The organism is Streptomyces niphimycinicus (assembly GCF_018883605.1).
Lineage (GTDB): Bacteria > Actinomycetota > Actinomycetes > Streptomycetales > Streptomycetaceae > Streptomyces > Streptomyces niphimycinicus.
Window position 1 is genome coordinate 1 of record NZ_JAHLEM010000141.1, and the last position, 12,243, is coordinate 12,243.

Sequence of the window (12,243 nt, forward strand, 5' to 3'; positions counted from 1 at the left end):
GCAGCCGCAGGCCCTGCATCCCTCCGTCGACCGCCAGCGCGGTGCCGGTGACGGCCGCGGCGGCGGGGCTGGCGAGATAGGCGACGGCGGCGGCCACCTCGTCGGCGGAGACCAGCCGTCCGGTGGGCTGACGGGCCTCCAGGGCGGCGCGCTCGGCCGCCGGATCGGGGGCCTGGTCGAGCAGCCGGCCGACCCATGGGGTGTCCGCGGTGCCGGGGTTGACGCAGTTGACGCGGACCCCCTCGCGGATATGGTCCGCCGCCATGGCGAGGGTCAGCGAGAGCACCGCGCCCTTGCTGGCGCTGTAGACGGCGCGCTGCGGCAGTCCGGCGGTGGCGGCGATCGAGCAGGTGTGGGTGATGGAGACGGCGCCGGGCCGGTCGGCCGCGGCGGCGCGCAGATGGGGCAGCGCGGCCCGCGCGGTGCGGACCAGGCCCAGCACATTGATGTCCAGCACCCGGTGCCACTCCTCGTCGGAGTTGTCCTCGACGCTGCCGATCGCGCCGATGCCCGCGTTGCCGACGAGGGTGTGCAGGGCGCCGAACTCGGTCACGGCCGCGTCCACCGCGGCCCTGATCGCCTCGTCGGAGGTGACATCGGCCTCGAGCGCCAGCGTGCCGTCCGGGGCGCCCGACGGATCGCGGTCGAGCACGGCGACCCGCGCTCCCCGGTCGCGCAGTGTGGCGGCGATCGCGGCGCCGATACCGGAGGCGCCCCCGGTGACGAGTGCGGCCAGCCCTTCGAAGTCGCCGGTGGTCACTGGTTGTCCTCCTGTCGTACGGGCTGTGCTGGTGCGGGCGTTGCTGATGCGGGCGTTGCTGGTGCGGGCGGTGCGGGTGCGGGCGGTGCCGGTTCGGGCCCCGCCAGGCGGGCCCGCCATTCGGGACCGTCCGGATAGCGGTAGGCGGCGATCGACTCGGGGTACATACGGGCGGAGAAGCCCGGCTCGGTCGGGGTGCGGTAGCGGCCCGACTCGATGACCACGGGATCGGCGAAGTGCTCGTGGAGGTGGTCGACATACTCGATGACCCGGTCGTCCCAACTGCCCGACACGGCCACGAAGTCGAACATGGCCAGATGCTGGACGAGTTCGCACAGCCCGACGCCGCCCGCGTGCGGGCACACCGGAAGGCCGTACTTGGCGGCGAGCAGCAGGATCGTGAGGTTCTCGTTGACCCCGGCGACCCGTGCCGCGTCGATCTGGACGAAGTCGACCGCCTCGGCCTGGAGCAACTGCTTGAAGACCACGCGGTTGGCGACATGCTCACCGGTGGCGACCTTGACCGGCTGTCCGGCGCGGATGGCGGCGTGGGCGAGGACGTCGTCCGGGCTGGTGGGCTCCTCGATCCAGTGCGGGTCGTACGGCGCCAGGGCGCTCATCCAGCGCACCGCCTCCGCCACGTCCCAGCGCTGGTTGGCGTCCACGGCGATGCGCACCTCGGGGCCGACCGCCTCGCGGGCGAGCCGCATCCGCCTGAGGTCCTCGTCGAGATCGGCGCCGACCTTGAGCTTGATCTGGCCGAAGCCGTCGGCGACGGCCTCCTGCGCCAGTTTGATCATTTTCTCGTCGGAGTAGCCCAGCCAGCCGGGCGAGGTGGTGTAGGCGGGGTAGCCCCGCTCGCGCAGCAGCGCGGCGCGCTCGGCGCGGCCGGGCTCGGCGGCGCGCAGGATGGCGAGCGCCTCGTCACGGGTGAGCGCGTCGGTGAGGTAGCGGAAGTCGACCAGGTCGACCAGTTCCTCGGGCGACATCTCGGCGAGGAACTGCCACAGCGGTTTGCCCGCCTGCCGGGCGGCGAGGTCCCAGGCGGCGTTGACCACCGCGCCCGCCGCCATATGCATGACGCCCTTCTCCGGCCCGAGCCAGCGCAACTGCGAGTCATGGGTCAGCTCGCGGTGCAGGGCGGCCAGGTCGGCCGCCGTCAGCGGCGCGGGGCGGCCCACCACATGGGGGCGGAGCGAGCGGATGGCGGCCGCGGTGACATCGTTGCCGCGGCCAATGGTGAAGACGAAGCCGTGTCCCTCGGACGCCGCCCCCTCCCCCGCGTCCGTGCGCAGCACGACGTAGGCGGCGGAGTAGTCGGGGTCCGGGTTCATGGCGTCCGAGCCGTCGAGCTGCTCCGAGGTGGGAAACCGGATGTCATGAACCTCGAGCTCGGTGACGGATGGACGCAGACTCAATGGGTGCTCCCTGAAACGATGCGCGAGAGAGAACATCGGACCTTTCGCGGTGATCCGATGTATAGCGTTGCTCCAAGGGTTTCGTCCAGAGGTACGCCGGAACTTTCGGAAGACAGATCGGATGAATCTCTTACTGCCCCTGAACGGGGGCTGCGGCCGGAGCACCGAAAAGCCGTAGGCTTGGGTGGCACGCAATGGGAACTGCAGCCGGTGGCGGCACCGATCGGTCCGCCCTGGTCGGAAGGAGGCGCTGGGTGATCGAGCTTGAGGGGGTTCCCGAGCTGATCGACCCGGTCATGATCTGTGCCTTCGAGGGCTGGAACGACGCCGGAGACGCCGCCTCGACCGCGGTCGGGCACCTGGACCGGGAGTGGAAGGGCGAGGTCTTCGCCTCCCTCGACGCCGAGGACTACTACGACTTCCAGGTGAACCGGCCCACGGTGGCCCTGGAGGGCGGCGTGCGCAAGATCACTTGGCCGACGACCCGGCTCTCGGTGGTCCGGGCGGACACCGGGGAGAAGTCCCGGGACCTGGTGCTGGTGCGCGGTATCGAGCCGAGCATGCGCTGGCGGTCGTTCTGCAACGAGATCCTCGGCTACGCCCATGAGTTGGGCGTGGAGATGGTCGTCATCCTCGGCGCACTGCTCGGCGACACCCCGCACACCCGGCCGGTGCCGGTCAGCGGGGTCACCTCCGACCCGGACCTGGCCCGCAGCCTCGATCTGGAGGAGACCCGCTACGAGGGCCCGACCGGGATCGTCGGAGTTCTCCAGGAAGCCTGCGCCCACGCCGGCGTCCCGGCGGTGAGCCTGTGGGCGGCCGTGCCGCACTACGTCTCGCAGCCGCCTAACCCGAAGGCCACCCTGGCGCTGCTCAACCGCCTCGAGGACCTGATCTCGGTGCGCATCCCCCTCGGTGAGCTGACCGAGGACTCCCGGGCCTGGCAGCTTGGCGTGGACCAGTTGGCCGCCGAGGACAGCGAGGTCGCCGAGTACGTCCAGTCGCTGGAGGAGGCGCGGGACACCGCCGAGCTGCCGGAGGCGTCGGGCGAGGCCATCGCCCGCGAATTCGAGCGCTATCTGCGGCGCCGCGACGGCCAGCCCGGCCCCGGCGGCCATGCGACCGAGAGCGGCGGCCTCGCGGAGGGCCGGGAGGGCGGCACAGGCGGCCCGGGCGCCCCCTATCTGCGGGATCCCGCCACCGGCCATGGGCGGCCGCGCAGGCCGTCCCCCAAGGACGAGGTGGCCAACGACACCGAGGACACCGGCGGCGCCGAGGAGGACGCCAAGGATCCGGACGACGCCCAGGGCGCCCAGGGCTCCGAGGGCCAGGACGCCTCCCGCCGCGACGAGAGCGGCACGGAGCGGGGCGGCGACGGGGACGAGGGGTCCGGCTCGGGCCGGTAAGCCGGTATGCCGGTAGGCCGGTAGCCCCACAACCGCGCCGCCGCACGCGTACGCCACGGGCCACGCTCCCAACGACGCACGGCACGGCAGTGACGCACGGCACAGCGGTACGGCACAGCGGCGACGAGCCCGCGCCGGGAGATCCCGGCGCGGGCTCACGCGTTCACGTTCACCGTCGCGGTGCGGCGATACGACGCCGCGTCAGAGGGCCACGCCCAGCAGCGCGTCCACAGCGCGCGAGACCAGCCCGGGCGCCCCCTCGTCCGTACCGCCGGTGGCCGTCTGCGCGGCCGCCCAGCGGTCGACGGCGGCCAGGGCGGCCGGGGAGTCCAGGTCGTTCGCGAGCGCCTCGCGGATCTCCTCCACCAGCGCGGCGGCCGAGAGCCCGTCCGGCCGGGAGACGGCCGCACGCCAGCGGCCGAGGCGCTCCTCGGCCTCCCGCAGCACCCCGTCCGTCCACTCCCAGTCCGAGCGGTAGTGGTGGGCCAGCAGCGCGAGCCGTATGGCCGCCGGGTCCACACCGTCGCGGCGCAGCGCCGAGACGAAGACCAGGTTGCCCTTGGACTTGGACATCTTCTCGCCGTCCAGGGCCACCATTCCGGCGTGCACATACGTTTTGGCGAACGGCCGCTCACCGGTGAGCACCTGGGCGTGCGAGGCGCCCATCTCATGGTGCGGGAAGGCGAGATCGGATCCGCCGCCCTGCACATCGAAGCCCATGCCGAGGTGGTCCAGGGCGATGGCCACGCACTCGATATGCCAGCCGGGGCGGCCGGAGCCGAGCGATCCGCCGTCCCAACTCGGCTCGCCGTCCCGGGCGGCCATCCACAGCATCGGGTCGAGGGGGTTCTTCTTGCCGGGGCGCTCCGGGTCGCCGCCGCGCTCGGCGGACAGCAGCCGCATCGCCTCGGCGTCGAGCCGGCTGACGGACCCGAAGGCGGGGTCGGACTCCACGGAGAAGTAGATGTCGCCTTCGAGTTCATAGGCGGCACCCAGATCGCGCAGCCGCTCCACGAGCGGCACGATGCCCGGTATCGACTCGACGGCGCCGATGTAGTGGCGCGGGGGCAGCATCCGCAGGGCCGTCATGTCCTCGCGGAAGAGGGCGGTCTCGCGCTCGGCGAGGGCCGTCCAGTCGTCACCGTTCCGCTGGGCCCGCTCCAGCAGGGGGTCGTCGACGTCCGTGACGTTCTGGACGTAGTGAACCTGGCGCTTGGTGTCGAGCCATACGCGCTGAACGAGGTCGAACGCGTTGTAGGTCGCGGCATGACCCATATGGGTCGCGTCGTACGGGGTGATCCCGCAGACGTAGATGCGCGCGACGGGACCGGGGGTCAGAGTGATCCGTCCCCCGGTCGCGGTGTCGTGAATGCTCAGGTCCCGGCCACTGCCGGGCAGGGCGGGAATCTCAGAAGCGGGCCAGGCATACATGCAATGAGCGTAACCGGATGCAGCGTCCGTATACGAACCGGACCAGCGGTGTTGGCCGGATCGGCGGTCTTGTGGATGCGCCCGTGAGCTGCATGGGCCCCTGAGCCGCGCTCCCCGGCCGCCGGGCGGGACGGCGGAGCGCCGCCCGGCGGCGGGCCGTCTCAGACCGGCGGCCAGGGGATGGCGGGCCACTGGCCGCTGGGCTCGGGGTGCTTCCCGGTCCGCAGCAGCGTGGCCACACGGGCCCTCAGGGCCTCGATCTCGGCCCCGGTGATCAGCTCCGCCAGCCGGGCGCCAAGCGAGCCGCCGTCGGCCAGCTCGTCCGCCAACCGGCGCAGCACCTCGAGCACATCGTCCGGCAGCGGCTCCCCGGCCCAGCCCCACAGCAGCGTGCGCAGCTTGTCGTCGGCGTTGAAGGTCACTCCGTGATCAATCGCATAGAGCCGGCCACCGGCCGCGGGCAGCAGATGGCCGCCCTTGCGGTCGCCGTTGTTGATCACCGCGTCGAGGACGGCCAGCCGGCGCAGCCGTACGTCGTCGGCGTGGACCAGCAGCGCCGTGCGGCCCTCGTCCACCTCGGCGTAGCCGATCGCCTTCCAGCCGGGGCCCGGTTCGTCGCCCTCGACGAGCGCGAGCAGCTCCGCTCCCCCGGTCTGCCCGGATCCATCGCCGTCGCCGTCCGCGGACCCGTCGCCGTCCGCCCCGTCGGGCGCCACCTCGACCTCGATCCAGAGCTGGCACATCCCCTGCCCGTACGGCCCGTCGCGCAGCACAGTGGGCGGCACCAGGCCCCAGCCGGTGGCCTCGGAGATCTCGTACGCGGCGACCTCGCGCTGGGCGAGCGTGCCGTCCGGGAAGTCCCACAGCGGCCGCTCCCCGGCCACCGGCTTGTAGACGCAGGGGGCGCTGTGGCCGTCGTACTCGACCGTGCAGTACAGCACCGCGTTGGACGCCTCCCGGACCTGTCCGCGCACCGTCAGCTCACCGAGAGCCAGCAGCTCGGCCGGGGGCAAGAGGCGCGAAGCCTCCGCCCCGGGTGGTGAGGGGAGACGGGTGGGCGGCGTCAGGCTCCGCGGCGGTATCCGTTCTGGCGCGGACATACGTGTCCCTCCGGGTCGAGCGGCAGACTGCACAGCGGGCAGGGCGGCCGGCCGGCGTTGACGACTTCCAGGGCCCGCTTGGCGAACGCCCGCGCCTGCGTCCCGGTGAGCCGCACCCGCAGCATGGGCGGGCCGTTCACATCGTCCTGGAGCAGCCGCTCCTCGGCCTCGGCCAGGTCCTCCTCGGACTCGGCCTCCAGCTCGACCAGGGCCTGCGCCTCGACGATCATCCGCTGTTCCTCGCCGTCCCAGGCGAGTGCCATGGTGCCGACCCGGAACTCCTCCTCCACGGGGGCTTCCAGCGGTGCGGTGTCGGTGAGTTCGGTCGGTGCGACGGCGGGCACCGGGGCGTTTCCGCCGGTGCGCCGGACCACCTCGTCCAGCAGCTCGTCTATCCGCTCGGCCAACGCGGCGACCTGCGTCTTCTCCAGGGCGACACTGGTGGTCCGGCCACTGGCGGACGCCTGGAGGAAAAAGGTACGGCGACCAGGCAGCCCGACCGTACCGGCGACGAAACGGTCCGGCGGGTCATAGAGGAACACCTGACGGGACAACGTCCTGCTCCATTTTGGTTCGACTGCTCGGCTGACTGACTGCTGACCGCAGGGTGCCACGACCGCCCGGTCAGGGCTGTCACGGCGCCCTCGCACCGCGGCACCACCCTACTGCGCATGGAGATCACGGTGCTCCCGCGTCGCCGCCCACCGCCGCGTCCCCGCCCCGGTCCCCGGTGGTCTCCTCTCGCGGCGCCAGTCCCGCGAAGTCGCCGGTGTCGCCGAGCCGGACGACGAACGGCCGGGTCGGGGTGTACCGGATCGCGGTGACCGAGCAGGGCTCGACCGAGATCCGCTGAAAGAGATCGAGATGCAGTCCGAGGGCGTCCGCCACCAGCGCCTTGATGACGTCCCCGTGGGAGCACATCAGATAGACCGCGTTGGCGCCGTGCTCCCGCTCGATCCGGTCGTTCCAGTCGCGCACCGCCTCGACCGCGCGCGTGTGCATGGCGCGCATGGACTCGCCACCGGGGAAGGCGGCGGCGGACGGATGCTGCTGGACGATGTTCATCAGTGGTTCATCGGCGAGCTCGGCGAGCTTACGGCCCGACCAGTCGCCGTAGTGGCACTCCCCGATCCGGTCGTCGGGGTGCAGCGGCAGTTCGGGGCGGGCGGCGAGCAGCGGGGCCAGCGTCTCCCGGCAGCGCTGGAGGGGGCTGGTGACGGCGGCGGCCAGGGGCAGTCCGGCCAGCCTGCCGGGCAGCGCCGCGGCCTGGGCCGCACCGCGCTCGTCGAGGGCGACACCGGGAGTCCAGCCCGCGAGGACGCCCGCGGTGTTGGCGGTGGACCGGCCGTGCCGTACGAGGATCAGCATGGGCATGGCTGCCACCCTACGACCCCTTTGGCGCCGCTCAGCGGGGGTGCGCACCGATCCCGCACCAGACCCCCCTGTGCCTACCGGCATCACGCGAGGCAGAATGCGCTGCGTGATCGTGGATTGTGCCATCTACCGGGACGGGTGCCGCACCGAGGGACCCGCCGACTTCTCCGACGCCCTCGACGAGGCGCGCGCGAGCGGGGACGCCTTCTTGTGGATCGGCCTGCATGAGCCGACCGAGAAGGAGTTCGAGCTGGTCACCAGCGAGTTCGGGCTTCATCCGCTGGCCGTGGAGGACGCCCTGTGCGCCCACCAGAGGCCGAAGCTCGAGGTCTATGACGACTCGCTGTTCCTGGTGCTCAAGCCGGTCCAGTACGACGACAAGGCCGGCACCGTCACAGCGGGTGAGCTGATGGTCTTCGTCGGTGACTCGTTCGTGGTGACCGTAAGGCACGGCGAGGCGAATCCGCTCGGCGCGGTGCGGGACCGGCTGGAGAAGATGCCGGAGGTGCTTCAGCACGGTCCGACGGCGGTGATGTACGCGGTTTCCGACGCGGTCGTGGACCACTACCTGGACGTGGCCGACGCGCTGCACGGGGACCTGGAGGAGCTGGAGACCGAGGTGTTCGCCCCCAACGCGGGCGCCGGGCAGAACACCGCCGGGCGGATCTACGCCTTCAAGCGCGAGGTGATGGAATTCCGCCGGTCGACCGGTCCGTTGGGGGAGCCGATGGAGCGGCTCACCGGCGCCGGGGTGCCGTTCGTACACGAGGGCTCCCGGCCGTTCTTCCGCGATGTCAGCGACCATCTGACCCGGGTGAACGAGCATGTGGAGGGGCTGGACCGGCTGCTGTCGGACATCCTCTCCGCCCATCTCGCGCAGATGGGCGTGCGGCAGAACGACGACATGCGGAAGATCTCGGCGTGGGCCGCGATGGCCGCGGTCCCGACGATGATCGCCGGGATCTACGGCATGAATTTCCAGCACATGCCCGAGCTGAAGCAGCCCTGGGGATACCCGGGGGTGATCGCGCTCATGGTGGGCGTGATCGCCGTGCTGTACCGCTGGTTCAAGCGCCGCGGCTGGCTCTGAGCCGGTGGCGCCGCCGAAGCCGTAGTCGGGCTCGGTGGCGCCGCGGAAGCCGTAGTCGGGCTCGGACGCCACGGAAGCCGTAGTCGGGCTCAGACGAACTCGGGCGCCCCGGGTGCCCCGGAAGCGCTCTGCGCGGGCCCGCCGAGCGCGTTGCGCCGCTCGGGCATCCGCAGGGACACCATGCGCCGCCAGCCGCCCAGCCGCTCATACCTGTGCAGGGCGTGGATCCCGGCCGCGAGCAGCGCGGACTTCGGCTTGGGCCAGCCGAGAACGCGCCCCATATGGGCCATCACGGCCAGGCTGACGTCCCGGTAGACCTCCATCTCCACGAGCGCGGTCTCCCGCAGGGCCCGCTGGATGGTCCGGCCGTATCCGGCGGCGGCCAGACGAAGCAGCTCCTCATGGCAGTAGGCGAGGTGGTTGTCCTCGTCCTCGGCGATCAGGCGCACGGCGCGGCCGAGGTCGGGGTGGTCGCCGAAGTACCTGCGCAACATCACCATCTGGGCGGCGGCGCGCTGTTCGGTGACCCGGCTGTGGGCGAGGTAGATCACGATGTCGTGCTCGGTGAGCGGCTCGTCGCGGCGCAGCTTGTCATGGGCGAGGCCGATGCCGCGCGCCTCCAGGAGCATCGTGTAGTCGGCCTCGCGCGGCACCTCCATGGGCTCCAGATCGCGCTTGCCCAGCAGGGCGTTGAAGATCCGGCCGTGTTTGTCCTCGTCGGCGCCATGGCGGGCGATCTTGGGGGCGAGGCCGCGCAGGCTCTCGGGCACCAGGGCGGCGATCCGGCCGTTCTCCCAGCCTCCCTGGGCCTCCCCGCTGGCCGCGACGGAGCAGAAGAGCCGGAACGACTCGTCGTTGTCGAGGATCTCCTGGAACACGCTTCTCGCCGAGAGCATCGCCGCCACCTCCGTGCGCTTGTCGTGCGCCGCCGTGCGCTTCCATGCCGACATCCACGCGGGGGCCGCGCAGAAAAAGTCAACGGCGCGGTGGGCGCGGCGGCAACAGCTAAGGCGCACGGCTCGGCCGAACGGAGGACGGCGTGCGTGCCGCGCCCCCGTAACTCCTGGGCGGCGGAGGCGTTGTGCTGGATGACGGCCGTGGCGGGGAAGACCCCCGAGCCCCCACCACGGCCGCAGAATTTCTCCGGCGCGGCGCCGAGCCGACTCCCGGGCAGGGCCGCGCCTGACGTTCGAGCAGGGCGGCGCCTGACGTTCGAGCAGGGCCGCGCCTGGTGCTCGTCGTTCCCTGAACGCCCGATGGCGGCCCTTTCAGCGCCCGGTGGCGACTCTGGCGCTCGTCGCCGCGCTTACGCGACTCCGGCCCGCTCCAGGGCCTCCACGCCCGCCCGCAGCCCGGCGAGCCGCTCCTCCAGCGTGAAGCCCGAGGGCGTGAGCGACAGGGTGGTGACCCCGGCCGCCGCGTACGCCTGCATGCGGTCCGCGATGCGCTCGACGGGGCCGAGCAGCGAGGTGGAGTCGATCAGCTCGTGGGGGACGGCAGCGGCGGCGCCCTCCTTGTCCCCGGAGAGGTACTTCTCCTGGATCTCGGCGGCCTCCTTCTCGTACCCCATGCGCTGCGCGAGCTTGTTGTAGAAGTTCTGCTTGGCGCTGCCCATACCGCCCACGTAGAGCGCCGTGTACGGGCGGAACTGGTCGGCGAGGGCGCGGACATCGTCGCCGAGGGCCATGGGGACGGTGGGCACCACGTCGAAGCCCTCGAGGTCCTTGCCCGCCTTCTCCCGGCCCGCGCGCAGCGAGCCGAGGGTGGTCGCCTCGGCGTGCTCGGGCGCGTAGAAGAGCACCAGGGCGCCGTCGGCGATCTCGCCGGTCTGCTCCAGGTTCTTCGGGCCGATGGCCGCGATGTACAGCGGGATGTACTCCCGCACCGGGTGCACGGTGAGCTTGAGGGGCTTGCCGGGGCCGTCGGGCAGCGGCAGTGTCCAGTGCCGGCCCTCGTGCGTCAGCCGCTCGCGTGACATCGCCTTGCGGATGATCTCCACATACTCGCGGGTGCGGGCGAGCGGCTTGTCGAACCGCGTCCCGTACCAGCCCTCGGACACCTGCGGGCCCGAGACGCCGAGCCCGAGGCGGAAGCGGCCTCCGGAGAGGGTGTCGAGGGTGGCGGCGGTCATGGCCGTCATGGCGGGGGTACGGGCCGGAATCTGGAAGATGGCGGAGCCGACATCGATGTGCTCGGTCTGCGCGGCGACCCACGCGAGGACCGTGGCGGCGTCCGAACCGTAGGCTTCGGCGGCCCAGCACACGGCGTAGCCGAGCCGATCGGCCTCGCGGGCGACCTCGAGGTTGTCCGCGTCCATTCCGGCGCCCCAGTAGCCGAGGTTGATGCCGAGCCTCATACCGCACCCCTTACCGATCAGTAACGTCGCTGTTCAGGGGACTCTAGCGCGCATGGCCCGGATACGTCAGGGGCGGGTTATCCACAGGCTGCCACGGGGCGCTTTCCGGACAGTAATCTCGATGTTCATGGAGCTAAGGCACCTCGGCCGCACGGGCCTGCGCGTCTCCCGGCTCGGGCTCGGCACGCTCACTTGGGGCCGGGATACGGACGAACACGACGCAGCGGATCAGCTCAAGGCGTTCTGGGAGGCGGGCGGGACACTGGTCGACACCGCGGATGTCTACGCGGACGGCGGCGCCGAATACCTCCTGGGGCAGTTACTGGAGGGGTTGTTGCCGCGGCGCGATCTACAGATCGCCACCAAGGCCGGCAGCGTGCCCGATCCCGACCGCCGCTTCGACGGTTCGCGCGGCCATCTGCTGGGCGCGCTGGACGCCTCCCTGGAGCGGCTGGGCACGGACTATGTCGACCTGTGGCAGGTGCACGCCTTCGATCCGTTCACCCCGCTCGAGGAGACCTTGCAGGCGCTCGATATCGCGGTAAGCAGCGGCCGCGCCCGCTATGTGGGGGTGTCCAACTTCAGCGGCTGGCAGCTCGCGAAGGCCGCCACCTGGCAGTTGGCCTCCACGGGTGCGCACACCCGGCTGGCCAGCACGCAGATGGAGTATTCACTGCTCCAGCGCGGTGTGGAGCGCGAGGTGCTGCCCGCCGCGCTCGACCTCGGCGTCGGGCTGCTGCCGTCCTCGCCGCTCGGCCGCGGTGTGCTCACCGGCAAGTACCGCCATACGACGCCCGCCGACTCGCGCGGCGCCTCCGAGCTCGCGGCCTTCGTCGCCCCGTACCTGGACGAGGAGGCGAGCCGGATCGTCGAGGCGGTCGCCATAGCCGCCGACGGCCTGGCGACCACCGCGCTCAATGTGGCACTCGCCTGGGTCCGCGACCGCCCGGGCGTCACCGCGCCGATCGTCGGCGCGCGCAACGCCCAGCAGCTCAGAGCGGCGTTGTCGGCGGAGAGCCTTAGTCTTCCGGACGAGATCTGCCAGGCGCTCGACGATGTGTCGGCGCCCGTGCACCGCTATCCCGATCAGGACTGGAGCACGCTGTGAGTACCGACCGCCTCGCCGGCGAGGCCGCACCCGCGCCCGAGGAGGCCGAGCCCAATCCCACCGAACCAGCGGCCCCGGGCGGACCCGGGACCCCGAACCCGGGCGGGCCCGGAGCCCCCGCCCCCGCCGGGCCGGCCCCGGACCCCACGGGGGCCATGGCGGCCTCCAGACACCGGCGTATGCGCAGGCACTGGCCGATA

12 protein-coding genes are annotated in these 12,243 nt (G+C 71.9%); 4 read left to right on the forward strand and 8 right to left on the reverse strand.

Translation table 11 applies throughout. From position 1 onward, the window contains the following. Positions 1-760 (reverse strand): SDR family NAD(P)-dependent oxidoreductase (locus KN815_RS14610; RefSeq protein WP_216342378.1); only part of this gene is annotated, 760 nt, incomplete at its 3' end. Continuing rightward, a complete protein-coding gene (locus KN815_RS14615) occupies positions 757-2,214 on the reverse strand; it encodes an enolase C-terminal domain-like protein (RefSeq protein ID WP_216342379.1) in 1,458 nt (485 codons plus the stop codon). The genes KN815_RS14615 and KN815_RS14610, both read right to left, overlap by 4 nt. A 218-nt stretch (positions 2,215-2,432) precedes the next feature. On the opposite strand from KN815_RS14615, the gene KN815_RS14620 reads away from it, so the two are divergent. Then, positions 2,433-3,584, forward strand: coding sequence for a PAC2 family protein (locus KN815_RS14620; RefSeq protein WP_216342380.1), 1,152 nt, complete (start codon positions 2,433-2,435; stop codon positions 3,582-3,584). Between the two features lie 201 nt (positions 3,585-3,785). Here KN815_RS14620 and mshC read toward each other — a convergent pair whose 3' ends face one another. The 4 genes from mshC to KN815_RS14640 form a co-directional block, all read right to left on the reverse strand. Next, positions 3,786-5,015, reverse strand: a complete 1,230-nt coding sequence (gene mshC, locus KN815_RS14625) for a cysteine--1-D-myo-inosityl 2-amino-2-deoxy-alpha-D-glucopyranoside ligase (protein ID WP_216342381.1) — start codon at positions 5,013-5,015, stop codon at positions 3,786-3,788. Between the two features lie 161 nt (positions 5,016-5,176). Then, entirely contained in the window at positions 5,177-6,115 is a 939-nt protein-coding gene (locus KN815_RS14630) for an SCO1664 family protein (RefSeq protein WP_216342382.1), read from the reverse strand. Next, positions 6,079-6,669 (reverse strand): DUF3090 domain-containing protein, encoded by a 591-nt coding sequence (locus KN815_RS14635; protein ID WP_078640529.1) that lies wholly within the window; start codon positions 6,667-6,669, stop codon positions 6,079-6,081. The genes KN815_RS14630 and KN815_RS14635 overlap by 37 nt, the downstream gene beginning before the upstream one ends. A 124-nt stretch (positions 6,670-6,793) precedes the next feature. Beyond that, positions 6,794-7,489 carry a histidine phosphatase family protein gene (locus tag KN815_RS14640; protein WP_216342383.1) on the reverse strand — a complete coding sequence of 232 codons (696 nt, stop codon included), beginning with the start codon at positions 7,487-7,489 and terminating at the stop codon, positions 6,794-6,796. 97 nt (positions 7,490-7,586) lie between these two features. On the opposite strand from KN815_RS14640, the gene corA reads away from it, so the two are divergent. After that, positions 7,587-8,579 (forward strand): magnesium/cobalt transporter CorA, encoded by a 993-nt coding sequence (gene corA, locus KN815_RS14645; RefSeq protein WP_216342384.1) that lies wholly within the window; start codon positions 7,587-7,589, stop codon positions 8,577-8,579. Positions 8,580-8,668: 89 nt separating this feature from the next. On the opposite strand, the gene KN815_RS14650 is transcribed toward corA, so the two are convergent. Together KN815_RS14650 and KN815_RS14655 are read right to left on the reverse strand one after the other, a co-directional pair. Then, complete coding sequence (locus tag KN815_RS14650) at positions 8,669-9,475, reverse strand: ferritin-like domain-containing protein (protein ID WP_216342388.1); 807 nt, start codon at positions 9,473-9,475, stop codon at positions 8,669-8,671. Positions 9,476-9,885: 410 nt separating this feature from the next. Next, entirely contained in the window at positions 9,886-10,935 is a 1,050-nt protein-coding gene (locus KN815_RS14655) for an LLM class F420-dependent oxidoreductase (protein WP_216342385.1), read from the reverse strand. A gap of 127 nt (positions 10,936-11,062) precedes the next feature. Here KN815_RS14655 and KN815_RS14660 point away from each other — a divergent pair, with 127 nt between their 5' ends. Both KN815_RS14660 and KN815_RS14665 read left to right on the forward strand, forming a co-directional pair. Beyond that, complete coding sequence (locus KN815_RS14660) at positions 11,063-12,043, forward strand: aldo/keto reductase (protein ID WP_216342386.1); 981 nt, start codon at positions 11,063-11,065, stop codon at positions 12,041-12,043. Further along, the coding region (locus KN815_RS14665; protein WP_216342387.1) for a hypothetical protein at positions 12,040-12,243 on the forward strand (204 nt) is incomplete at its 3' end. The genes KN815_RS14660 and KN815_RS14665, both read left to right, overlap by 4 nt.